We start from the raw sequence: 23,600 nt of genomic DNA, 5'->3' as shown, positions 1-23,600 counted from the left end.
ATGAAAAAACTGCTGGAAAGAGCGAAGCGATCGCGGACAACGCAACGGCTGCGCCAGTTGCTTGATCGCGCCATCGACGGGGTTCGCGATGCGCTGGCGGCATCAGGACCGCGGCTTCAGCCGGTCCCGGTCAGGGTGAAGCGCCGCAAGGGTTGAGCCCTCCGTCTCAAGTCCTCGCGACAGCCCCGAACAAAAGGCCCCCTCCACGCGAGGGGGCCTTTGCGTTGTTAGCCCACGGCGTCCTTGGCGGCCTTGACCGGGCGGGCGCGGACGATCTTCCGGGCCGGCTTGGCCTTGAACATCATCTCTTCGCCCGTGAACGGGTTGGTGCCCTTGCGCGCCTTGGTCGCGGGCTTCTTGATGACCACGAACTTGGCGAAGCCCGGCACCAGGAACAGGCCGTTCTTCTTGAGCTCCTTGTGGCCGACGTCGGTCAGCGTCTCCATGACGCTCTTGACGTCACGCTTGGAAAGCTCGGTGGTGGTCGCGATCTTTTCGATCAGCTGCGATTTCGACATTTGGGTGGCCATCGTGTCTCCTCTGATTCGTTGACGGCTGCATATTAGACCAACCGGTGAAGGCCTATAGCCTTCTGCACAGTTTTGTCGGGGTTTTACGGGCTTTTTTGGCCCTCTGTGGCAAAAAACCCTGCTTTTAAGCCACTTCCGGAGCGGGAGAAGCCTCAGGCAGCGGATTTTACCTTGTTTCAAAGGCCCGCACGCAGCCTTGCTAAAGCTGATTCGATGCTTTCGACAAGCGACGACCGGCCTCTTTGTGAAAGGCGGGTCGCGATTCACCCTGGAAATAAGGCTAGACCGTCGGGATGCGGCGATCGCGGGGACTTTCTTTCCCTTATTTCTAAGGAGCCCGACGAGCTTCGCTCGCGCTAGATACGTTCGATGATGACGGCCGGGGCCATGCCACCGGCCGCGCACATGGTGACGAGACCGCGCTTCAAGTCGCGCCGCTCGAGCTCGTCGAGCAAGGTGCCGATCAGGATCGAGCCGGTGGCGCCGATGGGATGGCCGAGTGCGATCGAGCCGCCATTGACGTTGACCCGGGCGCGGTCGAGCTTGAGGTCGCGGATGTATTTTTCCGCAACCACGGCAAAGGCCTCGTTGATCTCGAACAGGTCGATGTCGTCCACGGTCAGCCCCGCCTTCGCCAGCACCTTGCGCGTCGCCGGCACCGGCGCGTTCAGCATCAAGGTCGGCGAGTCCCCCATGTTGGCCATCGCGACCACGCGCGCGCGCGGCTTCAGGCCATGCGCCTTGGCATAAGCTGGCGACGCCAGCAGGATCGCAGCCGCGCCGTCGACCACGCCGGACGAGTTGCCGGCGTGGTGCATGAAGTCGATCTCGAGCTCGGGGTACTTCTGCAGGATAAGGCCGCGATAGGTCGTGCCCTTGTCGTCGAGCGCATGGTCGGCGACCGCGGGGAATGCGGGCTTCAACGCGCTCAGCCCTTCCATCGTGGTCTGCGGCCGCGGATATTCTTCATGGTCGAGCGCGAGGCTGCCGTCCTCGCGATGCACCGGCACGAGACTCTTCTTGAAGTGGCCGTTCGCGATCGCGAAGGCTGCGCGCTTCTGGCTTTCGAGGCCGAGCGCGTCCACGTCCCTTCGCGTGATGCCTTCCATGGTCGCGATCGCGTCGGCGCAGACGCCCTGATGCGACTGCGGATGCCGCGCACGCAGGCGCAGATTGCCGTTGTCCATCATCATCGGGCCGCCGCCGCGACGTCCTTCCATCGACATCATCTCGCAGCCGCCGGCGACGACGAGATCTTCCGCGCCCGCCATGATCGAGCTTGCGGCCATGTTGACGCTGGTGATGCCGGAGCCGCAGAAGCGGTCGAGCGTCACGGCACTCGCGCGCACGTCGTAGCCGGCGTCCAGCGCCGACATGCGGCCGAGATCGCCGCCTTGCGTTGCGACCTGCGCGCTGCAGCCCCAGATGATGTCGTCGACATCGGCGGTGTCGATGCCGGTGCGCGTCGCGAGCGCGCGCAGCACGGTTGCTCCCAGCTGCTGTGGATGAATGCCCGAGAGTGCGCCCTTGCCGGCCTTGCCGACGCCCCGTGGGGTCCGGCAGGCATCGATGATGAGTGCGTCGGTCATTGGCGTTATCCTCTTTTTGAATTCTTGGAGGCGTTTTGAATCAAGGTGCGAAGGGAGTCAATGCGCGTCGGCGGAACCGCCTCACCCCACCCTCTCAGCGCAAGCCAAGCTCGTCGCGCCTCCGCAAGAACGGGGGGAGGGAGAGCAATCACGCCCCCGCCGCGTTCTTCGCGATCACGTTGCGATAGAAGCTGGCACTGAGTTTTGGCGTACGCACCTGCGTGTCGAAATTGACGTGGTAGAGCCCAAAGCGCTTGTTGAGCCCGAACACCCATTCAAAATTGTCCATCAGGCTCCAGAGGAAGTAGCCGCGCACCGGCGCGCCTTCGGCGGTGGCGCGCTGGAGCTGAGCGAGGTAGTTGCGCAGATACATGATGCGGTCGGTGTCGTAGATCTTGCCATCGGGCGTCACGACGTCGTCGCCGGAGGTGCCGTTCTCGCTGATATAGATCGCGTCCGTCTTCCATATCTTCGCCGCCAGCTTCGGCACCCAGTAGATCGTCTCGGGGCCGACGCGCAGCCAGTCCGAATTCATGTGCGGGAACGATTTCGGGATCGGCAGCGGCATGAAGCCCGCGCCCTGGTCGGACGCCACCACATAGTTCTGCGGCGCGTAGATGTTGAGGCCGAGGAAATCGACGGGCGAAGAGATGATCTTCAGCTCCGCATCGGTGTATTTCGGCGCGTCGCGCCCGGCGAACTTCAAGAAGGCGTCGGTGTACTGGCCCGTCATGATGACGTTGAGATAGCCGGCGTTCATCTCGCGCAGCGCGATCTCGGCGGCACGGACGTTCTCCGGCGTGTCGATCGCGGGGGCGCAGGCATCGATGTTCTCGGCCGGCCCCACCCTGGTGCCGCGGCGGCCGTGGGCGCGGACCGCCTGCACCGCGAGCCCGTGCGCGAGTGCGCTGTTGTGCCTGATCTGGTTGACCTCGGCTTGTGGCAGTGTCACGCCGGGCGCGTCGATGCCGATGCCGTAGCCGAAATGGACGAAGCGACCGCTCTCGTTCAATGTGAACACGTTCTTGACGCGATCGGTCAGATGCTGGGCGACATAGGCCGCGTAATCACCGAAAATCTTGCAGGTCTCCGTCGACCGCCAGCCGCCAAACCGGTCCTGGAGCGATTGCGGCAGGTCCCAATGATAGAGCGTCAGCCACGGCTCGATGCCGTTCTTGAGGAGTTCGTCGACCAGGCGGTTGTAGAAGTCGAGCCCCTTCGGGTTGGGTTTGCCATCGCCGTCCGGAAACAGCCGCGGCCATGCCACCGAGAAGCGATAGGCCTTGCAGCCGAGCTCCCTGATGAGCGCGATGTCTTCCTTGTAGCGGTGATAGTGCTCGTTGGCGCGGTCGCCGGTGCTGCCGTCCTCGATCTTGCCGGGGATGCGGACGAACTTGTCCCAGATCGAGGCCCCTCGCCCGTCCTCGTTGACCGCGCCCTCGACCTGATAGGACGAGGTCGCCGTGCCCCAGACAAAGCCCGCCGGAAAGCCGTCCACGCTCCGCGGGGACGATGCGGGCTTGGCATCCGCGACCTCAAGAGGATTGGCGATTCCGGCTGCGGACAATCCCGCCAGCGTGGCGAACTGGCGGCGCGAGACCTTGTCCGACATTGATAGTGCTCCGGGTGATGCTCTTTCGGCGGCACCATGGCGAATCGCGGGTCGTTTGAGAAGCGGGCGAGCCGAGGGCCGAGGATGCAGGATTGCGGAATGCGACAAAGTCGTCCGAAAGGGACTAGGGCGATTGTCGGCAGAGCTACCCCAAAGCCGAAATACCAGCCCAATCCGGCGAGGAAGTTGTCAGTCCCCCTCGATAAGAGGGCCCGTAGGCTCACAGAATGCCCTAAACCGCTCGGAAATTACGACCAAAGTTCGAAAATATGGCGTATGGTGCAACCATCGCCGCTCCGCTCTGGGCGATTGTCTGTCTGCACCGGTCAAGCAAGAGAACGACTGACTTAGGACGCGGTTTGACCGCATGAGACTGTGGTCACCTCTTCCGCTTGACCAAGCGCCTGTCCCGCCAGGGATACATCGACTGACCCCGCGTCAGAGCCACTGTGAATTCGAGGTAAATATATGTCGTATGCCTACAAGCTGAATGAAGACGTTCGCCACCAGCCCCAAGGCCCACAAGGACGTGCCGCAACTGAGCCGCCGATGATTTACACCATCGTCCAGCATATGCCCATCGAGTCCGATGGACGTCTCCGATACCGCATCAAGTGCAAGTCGGAGAAAATCGAGCGAGTCGTCACGGAAGATCAGCTTTCGTATTCGCAGTGAACTGCTTGACGACGGCGGCTTCCGCGATCAGCGTGAGCGCTTCGGCAATTTTGGCATCTTGTCGGGATTGAACGGCGGTATCTGCCGGGCTCGTTCGGGTGCGGGGGTCTGCTGTTCCGTCAGAATCAGCGTACCCTGGAGGACCATTCCCGGCACCTGCGCTGCCGTCGCCGTGTAAGTCGCGACCTTGCCCGGGCAGTTTCCCTCGATATCCAGCGTGAGCTCATCGTCGACGCCGAACACCGTTGCGCGTCCGTCGGTATGGCGCCTCGTCGACACGGTGGCGGTGAAGCGATCGCCGTCGACCTTGCAAGAGCCGTGATAGGTCATCAGGCTATCGCAGCCCCAAATCTGTCCGTCTGCGACATGGACGATCCCGGTCCCCTGATCGAGCGGCGTCTTGTACCAGGCGGCGTAGGTGCCGTCCTTCAACATGGGAGTAGTCTCCCGGTATTCCCTCGCGCATCATCGACACGATCAGCGCTAACAAAGCGTTAATCGCGCGGCCTGTGCCAATCCGGGCTATCCCTGCGCAGTTCGGCCTCCAGGTCTTCAATGATGCTGTGAAGCAGGCAGGCGGCAAGTGGATCGGTCACTTCGCGCTCCAAATGCCGGTAACGCGCGATTTGGAATTCCTGCTCTCTCAACTGGTGCTCTGTCATCGGACGGGCCCTCCGACGAAACGACGCAGAGACAGCCGAACAGTTTCGTTACAATTTTAGGATCATTCGCTATGGTTTCTGATCGGTAAAACAACGCAGGCCAGGCTTTGCCGACGCGCGGACCATGGGGCGTCAAAAGGTCGATACGCTGACACGTACCGCTGTCACGGCACCTCGCCGTTGTTGCGACTTCCGCCGATGCTGTGCGGCTTGTTGAGGAAGAACTCCCGGTTACCGAGAGCCGCCTCCGCGTACTGGTCGATCGCGACCTGGATGGCCTCGATGTGCATGCGGCACCAGCCCTCGAGGCAGGACAGGCGCCGCGCATGATGGAGAGCCTTCAGAAATTCCGGGGGCTCCGGCATGTCGGAGAAGTAGGTCGGCCTCTCCCCCTTCATGCCCGTGCCATCTCTCGCGGCGGAACAAGGCGGCGCTTCTCAACGCCGACGCGCGATGGCATCGGTCGCCGGCGGGGAACAAAGAGGCTGGCGACAACGATCGGGTCGGTGTCTCCGAGCGCGGCCCGCTCCTGGACGAGGCCGCTCATCACCGTGCGCATTTTCATGACTTCGCCCGCAACGAAGCCGCAGTCCTCGTCCCTGTTGATCTGCTCATGCATGATGGCCTCGGCCTCACGCATGCTGACGCGTAACGCCCTGATGATCCTGCGGATTTCGTTGATGCGGTTGTCCATGGCTCGCTCCCTTGGCTGGACGAGCAGCATAAGAACAAAACATGAACAATGAGTCAATCGGCTTGAGGTAGAACACACCCGTGGCGGCACGCCGCGCCGGCGCAAACCGGCCTCCTCGTCATCCCACATGGGCCGGGGCTTGCGAGCCAGATCAGAACGTCACCCGCATCCCCGCATAGAATGCACGCGGCCTTGCCGGGCTGAGCGAGCGCGGGTCGTTGAAGTCGGCGGCGCCGTTGGTGAAGTTTGGCAAGGCTCCTGTGTCGAAGAACTGTCCATAGGTCGCGTAGCGCTTGTCGAAGATGTTGTCGATCTTGCCGTAGAGCTGGAAGTTCTTGGTCACCTGGTAGGACGTGTGCAGGTTGAACACGGTGTACGACGGCAGCTTCGCATATTGGTTGGACTCGTCTCCGACCAGGTATTGGCTGGAGACGAACAGCGCGTTGCCGCCGACCTTCCAGACGTCGGTGACGGCATAGTCGACACCGACCTTGACGCGATGGCGCGGGATCGCGGGGAGCTGGTTGCCGGGCAGCACCTGAATGGTCTCGGTGGCAATATCCCTGAACGGGCTTTCGGAACCGAGCGCGAAAGCGTCGAGATAGCGTGCGTCGACGAACGCGTAGCTCGCCTGAAACTGAAGCGTGGGCGACTTGATGTTGACCTCGGCTTCGAGCCCCTGACGCCTGGTCCGGCCCACGTTGGAGAAATAGCCGAAGCCGGTGCGGCCGACTGCGGGAACGGCGACGATGTCGTCGTAATTGGTCGCGCGGAATCCGCCGAGCTTCCATCCGAGCGTGCCGATGTTGAGCTCCCTGCTGCCGCGCAGGCCCGCTTCCACGGTCTTGGACACGACCTGTTTCAGCGGTGGATCGGAGACGAGAAACGCGGCAATGAGACAGGGACGGGCGGGATCGGAGCAGCCGAGTTCGAGCGGCGTCGGAACGCGGTTGGCCTCGGAATAGCCGGCATAGGCCGTCAGCTCCGGTGTAATTTTGTATGTGCCGCCGATCACCGGATTGAAGCGGGTGAAGGTGTGATCGCCGTTAAGATCGGTCCCGAGCTGATCCTCCAGCGTGATGCGCGCCACGTTGAAACGGCCGCCGCCGGTGACGGCGAAGGCGTCCGTGATATTGAACGTGTCCATTGCGTAGAGGCCGTTATACTGGTTGACGGTCCGCAGCGAGACAGGGCCGGCAACGGTTTCAGGTACGCCGGTCGGCCCCAGGAAGAGACTGCTGCCGCTGACGACGTAGTTTTCTCCGATCGTGCCGATTTCGGCGGTGGCGTTGTAGCGCGTGACGCTGGCATCATAGGTCGTGCCCATCACGAAGCGGTTGTCGTGGCCAAACAGTTGATCGGTGTTGGTGGCCTGCCCCGACACGCCGAAGGTGGTCGAGCGTATCGAACTGCGGTCGATCTCGCCGAGGATGGTCCCGGACGCGAAAGGATTGGCAAGCGGCAGGCCGTTCACGCCGTTTGCCGGTGTGGCGCCGTCGCCGAAGCAAAGAAGGCCGGTGAGCCCCGGATCGGTGCATTCCTGCGCGTCGGTCGGATTGCCGTCGACGAGCTTCTGCTCGTAGCGGCGCACATGGGCGGTGCCTTCGAGCGTCCAGGTCGGCGTCGCATCGACCTTGCCGGTCAGGTTGAGATAGCCGACGCGATTGGAGGTGGTCTGCGGTGTCGTGTAGGTCGCACCCCAATATTTGTCGAGCAGCTCGGCGGGAACGGTGGCGCTGGCGCCGAAATCGTTCTTGGCGACGCCCATGTTGGCGTGGAATTCGCTGTCGCCGGCCTTGTAGCCGACATCGCCGTAGAAGCGCCGCACGTCCGATTGGGAGAAATTGCGGAAGCCGATGTCGTGCAGGCCTTCGAGCGCGGCATAGACGCCGTAGTTCTTGTCGACCGTCTTCCCCCATTGCGCCGAGCCCTGGATGCGGCCGAACGAGCCGCCCATGAGATCAAGCTCCGCACCCTGATAGGTGAAACCATCCTTCATTTGCAAATTGATCGCGCCACCCAGCGCGTTGAGGCCGAAGGCTGGGTTGTTGGTCACGAGCGTGACCGACCGGATCGCCGCGGTCGGGATCAGGTCCCAATTGACGGCGTCGGAGAAGGCTTCGTTGATGCGGACGCCGTTCTGATACACGGCGAGGCCTTGCGGCGTGCCCGTCACGGGCGAGGCAACGAAGCCGCGGAATTCGACATCCGGCTGAAACGGATTGCCGGTGACCTCGCTGATGTTGACGCCGGCGATGTTGTCGCGAAGCGCATCGGTGATGCTCATCGAGCCGGTGCGCTTGATCTGGCTGGCATCGACGGCGTTGATCGCCGACGGGACCTTGTCGACGTCGAGACCTCTGCCGGTACCCGGCGCGGTCGGATAGACGTAGAGGCGCGTCCTGGAACTGGCGGATGACGGTGCCCCGACGTGCGCGACCGGACGCGACGACGCGGTGCGCCGCGCCGTCGACGGCGGTGGCGCCGTCACCTCGACCGGCGGCAGGTTCTGGACGTTGGTTTCCTCGTCCTGCGCGGCCCTCGCGGGGATCGCGAAGATCAACCCCGACACCAGCCCGGTCGAAACCGAGGCCATCACCAAACGACGCTTGAACCCAAGAGGCTTGAACCCAAAACGCTTGAACCCAACACGATCGCCCATCCTAGCCTTCCCATCCGTGACCGCCGGCTGTTTTGATTTTCGCCGGTTGGTCGAGACGAGTGTAATCGGCAGAGATGCGTGCGCCACCCACAAAAGGTCGGGCCGTATCCGCACCAATTTTCCCGCCAAAATCGGGAATTTTTCCCGACGCGATCAGGCCGCCGCCGTCGGAACCAGTGCTTCGACGGTCAGACCGCCATCACCGGAAACGACGTTGAGCGTGCCGCCCAGCGCCAGGATCCGCTCGCGCATGCCGACGAGCCCGAAGCCGAGCTTCTGGCCTGGCTCCATGCCGCGGCCGTTGTCGCTGACCCGTACCCGGGCACAGCCGCGGCCATCGCTTGCCGCCTGCGCCACCGGCTCGATGACGACATTGACCGAGGTCGCGCCGGCGTGGCGGAACACGTTGGTGAGCGCCTCCTGCACGATGCGGTAGATGGTGAGGTCGGCGGTCTCCCCGGTGACGCCAAGCGCCGGCGAGATCGCGGTCTCGATGGTGACATCGGGATGCGACTCCCGCCACAGCCGCGACAGCGATTCCAGCGCCTGGCGCAGGCCGAGCTCGGCAAGGCCGACGGGCCGGAGGCGTTCCAGCACCCGGCGATTGAACTGCTGAAGCGCGTTGATCTGCTCCAGCATGGCGCTGCCGTGTTTTCGTACGGCCTCCGCACTGGGGGCGCGTCCGTCCGCCTGCTTCGCCAGCGCGCTGGCATGCGCACGCAGCGAGAACAGGTATGGCCCGAACTCGTCATGGAGCTCGCGCGCGATCTCCTTGCGCTCGACGTCCTGGAGCGACACCGTTCGCTCGGCGAGGCGCCGCTTGTCCTCGATCGCCTCGCTGAGCGTTGCCGCAAGATGGTTGAGCTTGGTGCAGATCGCGGCGAGCTCCGGTGCGCCGCCCGGCGCGACGCGCGCCTGATAGCGCCCGTCTTCGAGCTCGGCCATCACATCCGCAAGGGATTGGAGCGGCGCCAGTGCCCGGCCGATCACATTCATCATCACCAGAAACAGCGCCAGCGCGATCACCGAGCCGACCTCGAGCTGGGTCACGATGGCATCCCATATCTCGGCGATCTCGTCATCGGGATGGGAGGTGATCAGCAGCGAACCCGGCTTGCCATGGATCGAGACGGGTACGCTCACCGCGGTCTGCTCGGGATGGACCAGGCTGACGAACCAGGCCGGCGGCGCGCGGGTGTCGTCGTCGGCGTCGGTCCGGGGCTGCGTCAGCGGACTGCCCGCTTCGTCCCGAAGCGCGATGCTGACATGGCGCAGGCGGCTGAGGTCGCGTGCGATCTGGTTCAGCCTGGCGTCCGGATCGGGCGCCTCGTTGAGATCCGCCACGATCATTTCGATGAATTCGCGCGCGAGCCGGATCACGCTCTGGTCCTCGGCCTGCACGCGCGGCCCGGCTTCCGCGACCTGGCGGCCGATATTGACGGCGAGCCCCAGCGCCAGCAGCAGCGCCAGCAGCAGGTTGATGCGCCCACGCAAGGATAGATTTTGCCACATTGGTATCGCCCGTGCCCCCGCGAAGGATTGGCCTGCGCCTGTCCGATAACGTTGACAGAGGCGAAGCGCCCGATATCTAATCGAAAGCGTACAGCAATCCCGGCCGGGCGCGAAACAGGCCAAGGCGCTGTCGCGAGGAACGCCTATGCGCATTTTGATCGTCGACGATCATCCCATCGTCGCCTCCGGCTGCCGTGCCGTGCTGGCCGACGAAGGCGAGATCGAGATTTTGGAGGCCGCCGACGCCGAAGACGGCGAGTGCGTCTTCATCGTCGAGCGCCCCGACCTCTCGATCATCGACATCAACCTGCCGACCGTGTCCGGCTTCGAGCTGGCGCGCCGCATCCTCGAGCGCGCGCCCGAGGCCCGAATCATCATGTTCAGCATGAACGACGACCCTGCGTTTGCCGCGCGCGCGATCGAGTGCGGCGCCAAGGGCTATGTCTCAAAGACCGGCGACCCCGACGATCTCGTCGAAGCGATCCGCACCGTCGGCGGCGGCGGCACCTATCTGCCGAGCGCGATCGCGCGCAGCATCGCCTTTGCGGGACCCGCGCTGGCGCAAAGCCCACTATCGAAGCTGAACGCGCGCGAGATGGAGATCTTGCGGCTGCTCAGCGCGGGAAAGAGCCTTTCCGAGATCGCCTGGCTGGTGCAGTCGTCCTACAAGACTGTCGCCAACACCTCGTCCATCATGCGCCAGAAGCTCGGGGTGAAAACCTCTGTCGAGCTGGTGCGGCTGGCGATCGACAGCGGCGTGGCCTGACGGCCGCCACGAATTCGGTCACACAAGCGTTGCAATCCTGATGTGGCTTGATGCCACGGAGCATAACGGCATGACGATCCAGACTGTCTCGACCAATACATCCTATGGCGGCGTGCAGGGCGTGTATCGCCATGCCAGCCAGGCGACCGGAACCGACATGACGTTCTCGGTCTATGTTCCCCCGCAGGCGCAGGGCGCCAAGCTGCCCGTGGTCTGGTATCTCTCCGGCCTCACCTGCACGCACGCCAACGTGACCGAGAAGGGCGAATTCCGCAAAGCCTGCGCCGAGCTCGGCTTGATCTTCGTCGCGCCCGACACCAGCCCGCGCGGCCCCGACGTGCCGGGTGATGCCAACAACGCCTACGATTTCGGCCTCGGCGCCGGCTTCTATGTCGACGCGACGGAAGCGCCGTTTTCACGCAATTATCGGATGTGGAGCTACGTCACCGACGAACTGCCGAAACTCGTGGCGGAGAATTTTCCGGTCGACGCGAAGCGCCAATCGGTGATGGGCCATTCGATGGGCGGCCACGGCGCACTGACGGTCGCGCTGCGCAACCCGCACCGTTTTCGCGCGGCCAGCGCTTTTGCGCCGATCGTGGCACCGTCGCTCGTACCTTGGGGTATCAAGGCGCTGACCGGCTACCTCGGGCCGAACAAGGACAATTGGCGCAGCCACGACACGGTGGCGCTGATCGAGGACGGCGCGAACTTTTCAGGCTTTCTGGTCGATGTCGGCGAGGCCGATAATTTCCTCAAGGAGCAGCTCAAGCCGGAGCTGCTGCAGGCCGCCTGCAACAAGGCCAACATCCCGCTGACGCTGCGGCGGCAGGCGGCCTACGACCACAGCTATTATTTCATCTCGACCTTCATGGGCGACCATCTGCACTGGCATGCGGAGAGATTGAAAGGGTGATGGCTTCTTCTCTCTTGGAAGAACCTACTCCGGCTTGCCGTAGTTCGGTGCCAGCAACCGGTTGCGGATCAGATAGCTCATCGTGCGCGTCCAGGATTCATCCGTGTTGCCGCGCATGTCGGCGCTGGCGGCCGTGATCATATTGCCGGTCTTCACGTCGCGCAGGTAGATGTTCAGATTGATGATCAGGTTCGAAACCTTCTGCACCATGCCGGTGATTTCCAAATCGGCACCCAACTGCCCAGCAAGCTTGAGGTCGCAATTGCCGCAGGCCTGCAAATTGCTGTGACGCGCCGCATCCCGGATCGGCGCGATATCGAGCAGCTGGAACCTGCCTGACTCGACCAGTGCCTTGCGCAACTGCTCGCTGATAAGGTCGAGCCTCGCCTCCTCCGGCTTGGAGCCGTAGAACTCTCCGGGCAGGCTGGTGTCGATCAGTTCGAAATCGAACACCGCGAGTTTCGGCGGATCGGCGAGCGCGACCGAGCCCGTCAACAGCAAAGCTGCGAAACCTATCAGCGCTCGCATGATCGTGATTCCCGGCCTCACGCGCGCGAGGACGAAATGCGGGGTTGCATGGCCTGACAAATCGGTCATGCTTTAGCAGAGACAATTCTCCATCGGTGGTCAAGCCGGGGAGTTGTACGGAGGAAACATGATCCGATGGTTGGTCGGCCTGATCGGCCTGGGTGTTGCTGCGACGAGTGCGCTCGCGGCCGACCCTGTCATGATCGGCGTCGGCTATCTCGGAATCGCCGGCACCAGATCGACGCTGTCGCTGGTCGAGCAGCCCGCGGAGAATGACGGCATCGCCGGCGCACGCCTCGCCATCGAGGACAACAACACCACCGGCAAGTTCCTCAACCAGCGTTTTGCGCTGGAGGAGCGGCGCATCAAGGAGGGCGAGGATGCCGTGCAGGCCGCGACCGACCTCGCCGCACGCAACGGCTTCATCATCGCCGACCTGCCGGCCGACGCGCTGCTGAAAGTGGCCGACGCCCTGCGCGAGCGCGGCACGCTGCTGTTCAACGCCGGCGCGATCGACGAGCGGCTGCGCGAGGCCGATTGCCGTGCCAACGTCATCCACACCGCGCCGACGCGCGCGATGCTGGCGGACGCGCTCGGCCAATATCTGGTGTGGAAGCAGTGGAAGCGCTGGCTGCTCGTGGTCGGCTCGCATGACGAGGACAAACTGTTCGCCGATGCGCTCCGGCGCACCGCGACGCGGTTCGGCGCCAAGATCGTGCAGGAGCGCAGCTTCGAGGACAAAGGCGGCGCGCGCCGCACCGACTCGGGCGTGACGCTGATCCAGCGCCAGATGCCGGTGTTCACGCAACAGGCTCCGGCCTACGACGTGCTGCTCGCGGCCGACGAGAGCGAAGTATTCGGCGCCTACCTGCCCTATCGCACCTGGGATCCGCGGCCTGTCGCGGGCTCCGCCGGCCTCGTGCCCCGCAGTTGGGACGCGGCGCAGGATCAATGGGGCGCGATCCAGATGCAGAACCGCTTCGTCAAGCTGAACGCGCGGCGGATGACCGCGCTCGACATGCAGGCCTGGACGGCCGTGCGCATGATCGGAGAGGCCACCTCGCGCACCAATTCCGGCGACATCAAGAAGGTCACCGATTTCATCAAGGGTCCGGAGTTCTCGGTCGCCGCCTTCAAGGGAACGAAGCTGACCCTGCGCGACTGGAACCTACAGCTGCGCCAGCCGATCCTGCTGGTCGACGGCCGCATGGTGGTGTCGGTGTCGCCGCAGGAAGGGTTCCTGCACCAGGTCTCCGAGCTCGACACGCTCGGCTATGACCGCCCGGAGAGCAAATGCAAGCTGAAATGAGGACATCAAAGTGAGCACTTGGACGTTGCGCGCGTGGCGTGTTGGGTTGCTGTCCGGACTCGCGCTGGTGGCAGCGCCCGCGCATGCGTTCATCGCCTATGTCTCGAACGAGAAGAGCAACACGGTGTCGGTGATCGATACCGACAGCTGGACGGTGACCAAGACCATCAAGGTCGGCCAGCGCCCGCGCGGCATCGACTTCACGCGCGACGGCAAGTTCGTGATGGTCGCGGTCGGCGACGACGACACCATCCAGATGATCGACGTCAAGACGCAAACCGTGGTGGACAGCCTGCCCTCCGGGCCCGACCCTGAATTGTTCGCCCAAGATGCCGCCGGCAAGGTCCTCTATGTCGCCAACGAGAACGACAACACAGTGACGGTGATCGACCTCGAGAAGCGCGCCCGCCTTGGCGACATCCAGGTCGGCGTCGAGCCCGAGGGCATGACCATCAGCCCGGACGGCAAGACGCTGATCAACACGTCCGAGACCACCAACATGGCGCATTTCATCGACACGTCGTCGCGCCAGATCGTCGCCAACGTGCTGGTCGACGCGCGGCCGCGCTTTGCCGAATTCAAGCACGACGCTTCCGAATTGTGGGTGTCCTCCGAGATCGGCGGCACCGTCTCGATCATCGACCCCGGAAAGCACGAGGTGACCGGCAAGATCAATTTCGAGATTCCGGGGTTGAGGAAGGAGGCCATCCAGCCCGTCGGCATCGGCATGACCCGGGACGACAAGACCGCCTTCATCGCGCTCGGGCCCGCCAACCGCATCGCCGTGGTCGATACCGCCTCGCGCAAGGTGACGAAATATCTGCTGGTAGGACAACGGGTCTGGCACATGGCCTTCACGCCGGACGAAAAATACCTGATCACCACCAATGGCGTCTCGAACGACGTCTCCGTCATCGACGTCGCCGCGCAAAAGGTGATCAAGACCATTCAGGTGGGCGAACTGCCCTGGGGTATCACGATCGCGCCATGACCAACCCTGCTCCCATCGCCGAACAACGCGAAACACCAAGGCCCGATCCGACGGCGGTGCCCGCGCTGTCGATCGACGGCGTCAGTCACGCCTATGGACCGCGCCGCGCGCTGATGGACGTGTCCTTCAACGTGCAGCCCGCGAGCTTTACGGCCCTGCTCGGCCTCAACGGTGCGGGCAAGAGCACGCTGTTCTCGCTGATCACACGGCTGTTCGGCATCCAATCTGGCCGCGTCGGCATTTTCGGCCATGACGTCGGCAAAAGCCCCGGCGAAGCGCTGCGGTTGCTCGGCGTTGTGTTCCAGCCGCGCACGCTCGATCTCGATCTGTCGCTGACGCAGAACCTGCTCTATCACGCCGCACTCCACGGCATCAGCCGCCGCGAGGCCCGCGCGCGAGCCGCCGAGCTGCTCGGCCGCATCGGGCTTACAGAGCGCGCCGGCAGCAAGGTGCGCGATCTCTCGGGCGGGCAGATGCGGCGGCTGGAAATCGCCCGTGCGCTGCTGCACCGGCCGCGCCTGCTGTTGCTGGACGAGCCGACCGTCGGCCTCGACGTCAAGGCGCGCGCCGACATCATCAGCCATGTGCGCCAGCTCGTGAGCGAGCAAGGCATCGGCGTGCTCTGGGCCACGCATCTGTTCGACGAGATCATGGCCGGTGACAATCTCGTGGTGCTGCACCAGGGCAAGGTGCTGGCGCAGGGGCCGATGAGCCGCGTCGTCGCGGAAGCCGGCGCGCAGGACGTCAACACCGCCTTCATGCGGCTGACCGGCGAGCAGACCCTGCCGGGAGGCGGCGCATGAGCAGCATCGCCACCCGCGATGCCCCACGCGGCTTCTCGGCCGCCGAATACATCACCTGCCTCACGGGCATCGTCTGGCGCGAAGGCCTGCGCTTCCTGCACCAGCGCGAGCGTTTCGTCTCGGCACTGGTGCGGCCGCTGGTATGGTTGTTCATCTTCGCCGCCGGTTTCCGCCAGGTGCTCGGCATCTCCATCATCCCGCCCTACGAAACCTACATCCTCTACGAGGTCTTCATCGCGCCGGGGCTGATGGCCATGATCCAGCTCTTCAACGGCATGCAGTCCTCGCTCTCGATGGTCTATGACCGCGAGATGGGGAACATGCGCACGCTGCTGGTAAGCCCACTGCCGCGCGGCTACCTGTTGTTCTGCAAGCTGCTCGCGGGCACCGCGGTTTCGCTGCTCCAGGTCTATGCGTTCCTGCTGATCGCCTGGTTCTGGGACATCACCCCTCCTTTAGCCGGCTATCTCACCGTGCTGCCGGCACTGATCCTGTCCGGACTGATGCTGGGCTCGCTCGGCATGCTGATCTCTTCCGGCATCAAGCAGCTCGAGAACTTCGCCGGCGTGATGAACTTTGTCATTTTCCCGATGTTCTTCGCTTCATCGGCGCTCTATCCGCTCTGGCGGGTGCAGGAGGGCAGCCCATATCTCTACTACGTTTGCGAGGCCAATCCGTTCACCCATGCGGTCGAGCTGATACGTTTTGCATTCTACGGGCAAATCAACTGGATCTCGCTGGCGGTGGTCGCCACCTGCACAATCGTCTTCATGATCGGCGCGATCTATGCCTATGATCCCTCGCGCGGGCTGGCGCGACGGGGCCCTGCGGGAGGCGAAGGATGACGGTTCGGGTTCTGGCCATCACCGCTCTGACGCTCGCAGCCGCGAGCACGGCGGCACGCGCGGCCGATCCGCGCTATCCGGATTGGCCCTGCACGCAGGCCAAAGTGCCGGAAATTTCGCTCGCGGCCGTTTGGGCCGGTCCCTGGCTCGACGACGTGCAGAACAAGTGGAAGGACGACGCCAAAGTCAGCGCGCTGGTCGCGAAACTGTCGGCACGCAAGACGCCGCTGGACGAAGCCGAGAAGTTGGTGAGGGAGTTTTTGGCGGGCTCCGCGGCCGACAAGACCGCGAATGCGAAACTGCTGTTCGCAGGCTTGTTCGACACGCTCAACGCTCAGCGCTCGCAGGTCATGAGCGGACTGGAACGCGTCAGCCGCAAGCAGCGCGAAGCCGCCGACAAGATCCGTGAGGAGAGTGTGCAGCTCCAGGCGCTCCAGGGCGCCACGCCGCGCGACGAGGCCAAGGTCGATGCGCTCAGCAACGAGCTGATCTGGAAGACCCGCATTTTCGAGGACCGCTATAAGGTGGTACGGTTCGTCTGCGAGGTTCCCACCACAATCGACCAGCGGCTGTTTGCGCTCGGACGCGTGATCCAACAGGAAATGGAATAGCGTCAGCCTCATTGACCGCTTGCGGCAGGTTCCCGCGCCCCCATTGCGATGATTAACCTGTCGCCGCGCTATATGCCGGAACCAAATCGATCTAGGATGTCTTGTCGATGGGTAATCCAAGGCATCGGGAGGCCTCGATGGGAACCACAAAATTCATCCTCGCAGGCGCTGCGGCCATCAGCATGCTCGCAAGCAGCGCATTCGCTGACGATTTGACCGGAATGGTCACCCGGATAGATCGGCTCAACAGCACGATTTCGATCCAGCAGACACAGAGGGGCACAGTCGGCGGCAGCGCAGGCGGCGCCGGCGCGCTCCAGGAGTACAAGGCCAAGGATGCCGCGATGCTTGACGCCGTCCACGCCGGCGACAAGGTGAGCTACTCTGCGACGGACAATAACGGCACGGGCACGCTGACGAAATTGCAGAAGCAGTAGGCTTTCCTCGCCTCTTCCACGTGCGACAGGGCGTCATGGCCGGGCTTGTCCCGGCCCTCCACGCATAGCCACGCGGCACCAAGAACGTGGATGCCCGGGACAAGCCCGGGCATGATGATCTCTTGCCTACTGCTCCGGCCGCGGCTCCGGCTGCGCCTCCTCGGTCGGAAGTTTGGCGCGCTCCCAGCCGTCGGTACCATCGGGATACCAGGCGATGTTGGAGTAGCCGTACGCGAGCGCTCGCTTGCCGGCGTTCCAGGACATCCAGCAATCGGCCAGGCAATAGATCACGAGCAGCGCGGTCTTGTCGCCGTGTGATGCACGCGCGACGCCGCGCTGGAAATAATCGTCCATGGCGGGCGGCAGCGTGCCGTAGCCGGTATCCGGCAGCCAGATGCTGCCCGGAATGTTTTTGCGCGGCGCCTCGCGCCAGACGGTACCCGCTGGAAGGTTCTTCGGCTTCGGCGCGCGCGGCAGCACGTCGATGAAGGCGCCGCTCTTCGCGTGCCAGATCATCTCGGCTTCTGACGTCGACAGCACGCGCGCGCCGCCCAGCGTCGCCGGCACAGGCGCGCGGTAGTTGTCGGTGCGATAGCCCTCGGGCTCGAACGGCTCCTGCTGCTGCGCAACGCCCGGCGCCACCAGCATGGCGGCGACCAGCGCAACGGCAAGGTGCCGCCTCATGGCGTCTGCCTCATGGCGTCTTTTTGGCCGTCTCCGCGCCGAGCGGCCGATCGTTCTCGTCCAGCAGCGGAACGCCGAAGTCGAGCAGGATCTTGTTGATCTCGCCCTGGTTCTCCTGGATCAGCTTGTTGAGCTGCCGCTTCCAGTTCTGGTCGGCGCCACGCACGCCCATGCCGATGCGATAGACCAGTTTTGGCCCGGTGGTTTCCTTGACCAGCGGGGTGACATGAAGCGAGCCCGCCTTCTTCGCGTAGAACCCCGCCATCGGTCCCCACAGCACGCCGGCGTCAATCTTGCCCGCCGTGAGATCATTGATCATTGCCTGCGCTGAATTGTCGTAGCGCGTGTCGATCATCAGCGGATAGGGCTTTGCATCACCCATCAGTCCCGCGATGGCCATGTTGGTGGCAGGGGGCGTGCCGGCGACGATGCCGACATGCTTGCCCTTCAGCCTGGCATCCTCGAGCGTGTCGACCTCCTCCAGCCCGCTGCCTGCTTTCGCGACCAGGGCATAGCTCGTGCGGTAATAGGGATTGGTGCCTTGCACGAGGTCATCGCCTTGGGGGAAGCCCATGATGACGTCGCAGCGATGCGAGCCGAGCGTCATGCGCACGAAGCCGGTGGCTTGCGGAAAAAAGACATAGTCGAGCTTCTTCTGGAGCTTGTCCGCAAACAGCTCGGCAAGCTTGTTCTCGAACCCCTCGCCCTTCTCGTTCGAGAACGGCAGATTGCGCGGGTCGGAACAGACGCGCAACACCTTGGGGTCGACCAGTTCGAACGAGAGGTCACCCGTCTCGTTGGTCTGCGCGATGGCGACGTCGCCGAACGCGTAAGACGCAACCAGGATACTCAGTGAAAACAACCAGCGACGATGTCGTCCGGCCTCCGTCATCGCGCTTCCTCCTGGGCTTGTTTGAATGCTAGCCATGCAACGCATGACGCGCCATGTTTTGCCAGATTGTGTGCTGGCTTTTCTTTATTGCAGTGCAATGCGCGCAACCGTTTGAACTGAGGCGGAAAAGTGTCTCGCATCGCTCTCGTGATCGCAGCCTTGTCCCTGCTGGTGACAGCGACGCTAGCATGCGCCGCAGCGGCCGAATTGCCTGTGAGCGAAGTCGCACCGGGAATATTCGTACACTCCGGGACCATCGCCCTGATGACCCGCGAGAACGAGGGTGACATCGCCAATGTCGGCTTCATCGTGGGCGAGGATGCGGTGGCTGTGATTGATACCGGCGGTAGCGTTCGCGAGGGCGAGGCGCTGCTGGCGGCGGTGCGGGCCCGAACCAGCAAGCCGATCCGCTACGTCATCAATACCCACGGCCATCCCGACCATGTTTTCGGGAATGCGGCCTTCGCAGTCGGGGACACCGTTTTCGTCGGTCACAGCAGGCTGCCGCGGGCGCTGGCTGCGCGCGGCCCGTACTATCTCGATAATTTTAGACGGATCATGGGCGACGAATTGATCTCTCCTGTGAAAATCGTGCCGCCCACAATGCTCGTCACGGACACAATGACGCTCGATCTCGGCGCACGCCGCCTGACCTTGCGGGCCTGGCCGGCCGGGCACAGCGACAATGACCTGACCGTGTTCGATGAGATGACGAAGACGCTGTTCACTGGCGACCTCGTCTTCCTCCGCCATATTCCGGTGATGGACGGCAGCATTCGCGGCTGGCTCGGCACCCTCGGGGAACTCCAGAGCATTCCGGCGCAGCGCGTCGTTCCCGGTCACGGGCCCGTGAGCGAATGGCCTGCGGCGCTGACCGATGAGCGGCGCTATCTGATGGCACTGTTGGCGGACGTCCGGGCGTCGAACAAGAAGGGCGAGCCGATCCGGACCGCCGCAGACAAGGCCGCCACCTCCGAACGGCCGCACTGGGAGCTGTTCGACGACTACAATGCCCGCAACGCAACCGCAGCATTTTCGGAAATTGAATGGGAGTAGCGGACGCGCTACGATGTCCGTAACGTTGCTTCGTCCGCGAGACCATGACCATGACGGGATGCACGCGCCGCCTGCCTCTGATCGCCCTGCTCCTCGGCATTGCATTCGCCGTGCCGGCGCAGGCGGAAGACGCTTACGATCCCTGGCCGGGCCTGGTGCAGGACATCTTCAGCAACCGCCCGATGAATGACGGCGGCAATGTCATTGGCATCGAGATGCCGTATCGTGCCGAGGACGCGGCCATCGTGCCGGTCACTCTGCGCAGCAAGCTCTCGCCTGGCGATGCCCGCCGCATCCGTTCGATCACGCTGGTGATCGATCGTAATCCCGCGCCGATGGCGGCGAAGTTCGAACTCGGACCGGATGCCAACGTCACCGAAATCTCGACGCGCGTGCGCGTCAACAATTACACCGACGTCCATGCGGTGGCCGAGCTCAGCGACGGCCAGCTCTATGTCTCGAAGGTCTATGTAAAGGCTTCCGGCGGTTGCTCGGCCCCGGCAGGAAAGAATGCGGAGGAAGCCCAGAACCGGCTCGGGCAGATGCGTTACCGGCAATTCGCGCGCGAGGAGGCACCGGCGAGCCGCATGCGGGAGGCTCAGATCATGATCGGCCATCCCAATAATTCCGGGCTGCAGATGGACCAAGTCACGCAGCTCTATATTCCCGCCTTCTTCGTCAACCAGCTCAAGCTGACGCAGGACGACAGCCCCGTACTCTCGATGGAAGGCGGCATCTCGATCTCGGAAGATCCCAATCTGCGCTTCACCTATGTGTCCAACGGCGCCAGGCGTTTTCGCGCGGAAGCCAAGGACACGGACGGACACGTGTTTCGCAACGAGTGGGATGTGGAGAAGCCGGGGACGTAGGTCTCCTGGTCGTCATGGCCGGACTTGTCCCGGCCGCATGACGACCACTACAGGCGCCGCGAAGCGGTCAGAAACACCTCACCTCGGCTTCCGCCTGTGCTCGCCTCAAATCATTCACGGCCGAGTTCGCCTGCTCCGAGGTGCGGAACTGGACGCCGAGATTGCCGCGGACCTGGGACATGCTGAGCGCGGTTTCTGCGGTGACGTAGCGCTCATAGGATACGATCGAGGCCACCACGTCGATCGAACAGGAACATTGCTCGATCGCCTGCCGGCTCTCGCCATTGGCCTTCATGCAGCCATAGACATACTCGGCACGCGCCGACGTCGGATAATCATTGGCCTCTTCAGCCTGCGCGGCGAGCGCGGTCGCAGCCCACACCGCCAATGCGGCGACAATCGGTCGTAGCTGTCCGGCCAGATTCATGCGCGTCCTCCCGCTGGTTGCGACGGAAGTTATGCTATGCGTATTGTCCTGAAAAGCACTCTGTCTGAGGAAACGGCTCACAAGGTGATGAGAGCAATTGGTCGATCATTGGCACTTGCGGTGACGCTGGCGCTGACACTAGCCGGGCCCGGCCGCGCCGCGGATACAATCCGCCTTGCGGTGCAGAAGACCGGAACATTCTCTTGGGAGCTGGCCGCGATCCGCGCCGGCGGCCTCGACAAGGAGGCCGACCTGTCGCTCGACGTCACCGAGCTTGCGAGCCCCGAGGCCGGTAAGATCGCGTTGCGTGCGGGTAACGCCGACATCATCCTGTCCGACTGGCTGTGGGTGTCTCGCGAGCGCACGCTGGGCGCCAAGCTCACCTTCTATCCCTATTCCAGCGCGCTCGGCGCGGTGATGATACCGGCTTCCTCGCCGATCAGGTCGCTCGCCGATTTGAAGGGCCGCAAGCTCGCGGTCGGCGGTGGTCCCATCGACAAGAGCTGGCTGCTGCTCCAGGCGCGCTTGAAGCAGGACGGCATCGACCTGAAATCGGAGGCAACTATCGTCTATGGGGCTCCGCCCCTGATCGCCGCCAAGGCGCTCGACGGCGAGATGGATGCAAGCCTCAACTTCTGGAATTTCTGCGCACAGCTGGAGGCGAAGGGCTTTAGACGCCTCGCCGGCATCGAGGACATTTTGCCGAAGCTCGGCGCCAAGGGCGCCGTCTCCGCAGTCGGCTATGTCTTCGACGAGAGCTGGGCGGCGAGCCATCGGGACGCTGTGGCGCGCTTCATCGCGATGACCCGCAAGGCCAAGCAGCTGCTGGTGACCTCGGATGCTGCCTGGGACAAGGTCGCGCCGCTCACCGGCACCAGCGATGCCACCCTGCTCAAGACCTATCGCGAGCGCTATCGCGACGGCATTCCGCGCCGGAGCATCGCTGACGAAGAAAAGGACGCGCGCGTGCTCTACCGCGTGCTGGCCGAGACCGGCGGACGCGACCTCGTTGGCTCGGCCGCTGAACTCGAGCCCGGCACGTTCTATCACGCAGTTCCCGGAGACTGAGGTGCTGCGTCTTCTGTCGTTTGCCCTGTTGCTCGCGATCTGGTGGACAGCCGCGCTGTTCGTCGGCGCCGCGAAGCTGCCCTCCCCGCCCGCCGTGCTCGACGTCGTCATCGCGGAAGCATCGAGCGGCGCGCTGTTCCTGCATCTCGGCGCCACGCTTGCCCGCGTAAGCCTCGCCTTCGTGCTGGCGATGTCGCTCGGCAGCGCCATCGGCTATCTGATGGGACGAGTGAAGCTCGCCGACCGGCTCGGCGATCCCTGGCTGATCCTGCTCCTGAACCTGCCCGCGCTGGTCGTGATCGTGCTCGCCTATATCTGGGCCGGGCTCACGGAGGCCGCAGCGATCGCGGCGATCGCCATCAACAAGCTGCCGACCGCCATCGTCACCCTGCGCGAGGGCGCGCGCGCGCTCGATCGCTCGCTCGACGAGATGGCGAGCGTGTTCGCGATGCGGCGCTTGCGCGCCTTTCGCCACGTCGTGCTGCCGCAACTGGCGCCCTATATCGCAGCCTCAGCCCGTTCCGGATTGTCGCTGGTGTGGAAGATCGTACTGGTCGCCGAACTCCTGGGCCGGCCGAACGGCGTCGGCTTCGAGATCGGCGTCGCTTTCCAGCTGTTCGACACGCCGCGGCTGCTGGCCTATTCACTGACCTTCGCCGCCGTCGTGCTCGTGATCGAGACCGCGCTGGTGCAACCGTTCGAAGCCCGCGCAACACGATGGCGACCCCGTGCGGCTTGAGGTCGATATCACAGGCAAGACGTTCAGGAGTGCCGCGGGCGGAACGCAGGAGGTGCTCGCGCCGATCAGCTTCGCGCTGCAATCCGGCGAGGTCGGCGTGCTGATCGGTCCGTCCGGCTGCGGTAAGAGCACGATGCTGCGCATCATCCTCGGGCTCGACCGCGATTTCGAGGGACGCGTCTCGCGCCCGCCGGAAGCGCGGATCGGCATGGTTTTCCAGGAGCCGCGGCTGCTGCCATGGCGCTCGGTCGAGCAGAATGTGCGGCTTGCGGCACCCGACGTCACTGATGCCAAGCTCGCCGAGCTGTTCAGGATCCTGGAGCTGGAGGCGCATCGCAGCCATTTTCCCGGCGAATTGTCACTCGGCCTCGCCCGGCGCGTCGCGCTCGCCCGGGCCTTTGCGGTGGAGCCCGACCTGCTCGTACTCGACGAACCCCTCGCCTCGCTCGACGACGCACTCGCCGGCCGTTTGCGCGACGAGATCGCGACGCTGGTGGCGCGCCGTCCGGTGATGACGTTGCTCGTCACCCACAGCCTGGATGACGCGATCCGGCTCGGCGACCGCCTGCTCTTGCTGTCGCCGCGACCGGCGCGCATCGTGCGCGAGGTGCCGATTGCCATCCCGCGCGCGGAGCGCAGCGAGGCCGAACTCGGCAGGATCAGGGCCGAACTCGCGGCGTTGCAGCTTGAATCAAAATGAGAAGTCATGGTCAACTGGACCAA

27 protein-coding genes are annotated in these 23,600 nt (G+C 63.9%); 14 read left to right on the top strand and 13 right to left on the bottom strand.

Annotation, left to right across the window (positions count from 1 at the left end; translation table 11 throughout):
- Positions 1-156 (top strand): hypothetical protein, encoded by a 156-nt coding sequence (locus IVB41_RS26685; RefSeq protein WP_247436679.1) that lies wholly within the window; start codon positions 1-3, stop codon positions 154-156.
- Between the two features lie 71 nt (positions 157-227).
- On the opposite strand, the gene IVB41_RS26680 is transcribed toward IVB41_RS26685, so the two are convergent.
- The 9 genes from IVB41_RS26680 to IVB41_RS26640 form a co-directional block, all read right to left on the bottom strand.
- Complete coding sequence (locus IVB41_RS26680; protein ID WP_007601427.1) at positions 228-530, bottom strand: HU family DNA-binding protein; 303 nt, start codon at positions 528-530, stop codon at positions 228-230.
- A gap of 356 nt (positions 531-886) precedes the next feature.
- Complete coding sequence (locus IVB41_RS26675) at positions 887-2,119, bottom strand: acetyl-CoA C-acetyltransferase (RefSeq protein WP_247436676.1); 1,233 nt, start codon at positions 2,117-2,119, stop codon at positions 887-889.
- Between the two features lie 148 nt (positions 2,120-2,267).
- Entirely contained in the window at positions 2,268-3,731 is a 1,464-nt protein-coding gene (locus IVB41_RS26670) for a GH1 family beta-glucosidase (RefSeq protein WP_247436672.1), read from the bottom strand.
- Between the two features lie 702 nt (positions 3,732-4,433).
- Positions 4,434-4,841: a hypothetical protein gene (locus IVB41_RS26665; protein WP_027566567.1), complete on the bottom strand. Its 408-nt coding sequence runs from the start codon at positions 4,839-4,841 to the stop codon at positions 4,434-4,436.
- Between the two features lie 59 nt (positions 4,842-4,900).
- Positions 4,901-5,068 carry a hypothetical protein gene (locus IVB41_RS26660; RefSeq protein ID WP_197031110.1) on the bottom strand — a complete coding sequence of 56 codons (168 nt, stop codon included), beginning with the start codon at positions 5,066-5,068 and terminating at the stop codon, positions 4,901-4,903.
- 164 nt (positions 5,069-5,232) lie between these two features.
- A complete protein-coding gene (locus IVB41_RS26655) occupies positions 5,233-5,466 on the bottom strand; it encodes a hypothetical protein (RefSeq protein WP_027566566.1) in 234 nt (77 codons plus the stop codon).
- Positions 5,463-5,762 carry a hypothetical protein gene (locus IVB41_RS26650; RefSeq protein WP_247359139.1) on the bottom strand — a complete coding sequence of 100 codons (300 nt, stop codon included), beginning with the start codon at positions 5,760-5,762 and terminating at the stop codon, positions 5,463-5,465. The genes IVB41_RS26655 and IVB41_RS26650 overlap by 4 nt, the downstream gene beginning before the upstream one ends.
- Before the next feature lie 151 nt (positions 5,763-5,913).
- Positions 5,914-8,424 carry a TonB-dependent receptor gene (locus IVB41_RS26645; protein ID WP_247436668.1) on the bottom strand — a complete coding sequence of 837 codons (2,511 nt, stop codon included), beginning with the start codon at positions 8,422-8,424 and terminating at the stop codon, positions 5,914-5,916.
- A 153-nt stretch (positions 8,425-8,577) separates the two neighbouring features.
- The gene (locus IVB41_RS26640; RefSeq protein ID WP_247290576.1) at positions 8,578-9,936 is read right to left on the bottom strand and encodes a histidine kinase; all 1,359 of its coding nucleotides are present in this window, start codon (positions 9,934-9,936) and stop codon (positions 8,578-8,580) included.
- A gap of 145 nt (positions 9,937-10,081) precedes the next feature.
- On the opposite strand from IVB41_RS26640, the gene IVB41_RS26635 reads away from it, so the two are divergent.
- Together IVB41_RS26635 and fghA are read left to right on the top strand one after the other, a co-directional pair.
- The gene (locus tag IVB41_RS26635; protein WP_018460280.1) at positions 10,082-10,702 is read left to right on the top strand and encodes a response regulator transcription factor; all 621 of its coding nucleotides are present in this window, start codon (positions 10,082-10,084) and stop codon (positions 10,700-10,702) included.
- 70 nt (positions 10,703-10,772) lie between these two features.
- Positions 10,773-11,618 (top strand): S-formylglutathione hydrolase, encoded by an 846-nt coding sequence (fghA, locus tag IVB41_RS26630; protein WP_247436665.1) that lies wholly within the window; start codon positions 10,773-10,775, stop codon positions 11,616-11,618.
- 24 nt (positions 11,619-11,642) lie between these two features.
- On the opposite strand, the gene IVB41_RS26625 is transcribed toward fghA, so the two are convergent.
- A complete protein-coding gene (locus IVB41_RS26625; protein ID WP_247290578.1) occupies positions 11,643-12,215 on the bottom strand; it encodes a DUF3280 domain-containing protein in 573 nt (190 codons plus the stop codon).
- Positions 12,216-12,273: 58 nt separating this feature from the next.
- On the opposite strand from IVB41_RS26625, the gene IVB41_RS26620 reads away from it, so the two are divergent.
- From IVB41_RS26620 to IVB41_RS26595, 6 genes are all read left to right on the top strand, one after another.
- Positions 12,274-13,455, top strand: a complete 1,182-nt coding sequence (locus IVB41_RS26620; protein ID WP_247436662.1) for an ABC transporter substrate-binding protein — start codon at positions 12,274-12,276, stop codon at positions 13,453-13,455.
- 10 nt (positions 13,456-13,465) lie between these two features.
- Positions 13,466-14,446: a YVTN family beta-propeller repeat protein gene (locus IVB41_RS26615; protein WP_247436659.1), complete on the top strand. Its 981-nt coding sequence runs from the start codon at positions 13,466-13,468 to the stop codon at positions 14,444-14,446.
- Positions 14,443-15,249 (top strand): ABC transporter ATP-binding protein, encoded by an 807-nt coding sequence (locus IVB41_RS26610; protein ID WP_247436656.1) that lies wholly within the window; start codon positions 14,443-14,445, stop codon positions 15,247-15,249. Before IVB41_RS26615 ends, IVB41_RS26610 begins: the two co-directional genes overlap by 4 nt.
- The gene (locus IVB41_RS26605; protein ID WP_247436653.1) at positions 15,246-16,094 is read left to right on the top strand and encodes an ABC transporter permease; all 849 of its coding nucleotides are present in this window, start codon (positions 15,246-15,248) and stop codon (positions 16,092-16,094) included. Before IVB41_RS26610 ends, IVB41_RS26605 begins: the two co-directional genes overlap by 4 nt.
- On the top strand, positions 16,091-16,705 hold the full coding sequence (locus IVB41_RS26600) for a hypothetical protein (RefSeq protein ID WP_247436648.1): 615 nt from the start codon (positions 16,091-16,093) through the stop codon (positions 16,703-16,705). Before IVB41_RS26605 ends, IVB41_RS26600 begins: the two co-directional genes overlap by 4 nt.
- Positions 16,706-16,842: 137 nt before the next feature.
- Positions 16,843-17,142 (top strand): copper-binding protein, encoded by a 300-nt coding sequence (locus tag IVB41_RS26595; protein ID WP_247402771.1) that lies wholly within the window; start codon positions 16,843-16,845, stop codon positions 17,140-17,142.
- Positions 17,143-17,268: 126 nt separating this feature from the next.
- On the opposite strand, the gene IVB41_RS26590 is transcribed toward IVB41_RS26595, so the two are convergent.
- Together IVB41_RS26590 and IVB41_RS26585 are read right to left on the bottom strand one after the other, a co-directional pair.
- Positions 17,269-17,826, bottom strand: a complete 558-nt coding sequence (locus tag IVB41_RS26590) for a PQQ-dependent catabolism-associated CXXCW motif protein (protein WP_247436645.1) — start codon at positions 17,824-17,826, stop codon at positions 17,269-17,271.
- A 10-nt stretch (positions 17,827-17,836) separates the two neighbouring features.
- Positions 17,837-18,718: a substrate-binding domain-containing protein gene (locus IVB41_RS26585; protein WP_247436641.1), complete on the bottom strand. Its 882-nt coding sequence runs from the start codon at positions 18,716-18,718 to the stop codon at positions 17,837-17,839.
- A gap of 129 nt (positions 18,719-18,847) precedes the next feature.
- On the opposite strand from IVB41_RS26585, the gene IVB41_RS26580 reads away from it, so the two are divergent.
- A complete protein-coding gene (locus IVB41_RS26580; protein ID WP_247436638.1) occupies positions 18,848-19,774 on the top strand; it encodes a quinoprotein relay system zinc metallohydrolase 2 in 927 nt (308 codons plus the stop codon).
- Between the two features lie 50 nt (positions 19,775-19,824).
- The gene (locus IVB41_RS26575; protein WP_247436635.1) at positions 19,825-20,643 is read left to right on the top strand and encodes a quinoprotein dehydrogenase-associated SoxYZ-like carrier; all 819 of its coding nucleotides are present in this window, start codon (positions 19,825-19,827) and stop codon (positions 20,641-20,643) included.
- 67 nt (positions 20,644-20,710) lie between these two features.
- On the opposite strand, the gene IVB41_RS26570 is transcribed toward IVB41_RS26575, so the two are convergent.
- Complete coding sequence (locus tag IVB41_RS26570; protein ID WP_027566550.1) at positions 20,711-21,070, bottom strand: hypothetical protein; 360 nt, start codon at positions 21,068-21,070, stop codon at positions 20,711-20,713.
- An 87-nt stretch (positions 21,071-21,157) separates the two neighbouring features.
- Between IVB41_RS26570 and IVB41_RS26565 the strand changes: the two genes are divergently transcribed.
- From IVB41_RS26565 to IVB41_RS26555, 3 genes are read left to right on the top strand one after another with little or no spacing between them, the layout of a single operon-like run.
- Positions 21,158-22,138, top strand: coding sequence for an ABC transporter substrate-binding protein (locus IVB41_RS26565; RefSeq protein WP_247436632.1), 981 nt, complete (start codon positions 21,158-21,160; stop codon positions 22,136-22,138).
- Position 22,139: 1 nt separating this feature from the next.
- Positions 22,140-22,877 (top strand): ABC transporter permease, encoded by a 738-nt coding sequence (locus IVB41_RS26560; protein WP_027566548.1) that lies wholly within the window; start codon positions 22,140-22,142, stop codon positions 22,875-22,877.
- Positions 22,867-23,577, top strand: coding sequence for an ABC transporter ATP-binding protein (locus tag IVB41_RS26555; protein WP_247436629.1), 711 nt, complete (start codon positions 22,867-22,869; stop codon positions 23,575-23,577). Before IVB41_RS26560 ends, IVB41_RS26555 begins: the two co-directional genes overlap by 11 nt.
- Positions 23,578-23,600: the final 23 nt, after the last annotated feature.

It is taken from the genome of Bradyrhizobium sp. 44, from assembly GCF_023073095.1.
GTDB lineage: Bacteria > Pseudomonadota > Alphaproteobacteria > Rhizobiales > Xanthobacteraceae > Bradyrhizobium.
This window is presented reverse-complemented; position numbering and strand designations above follow the sequence as displayed.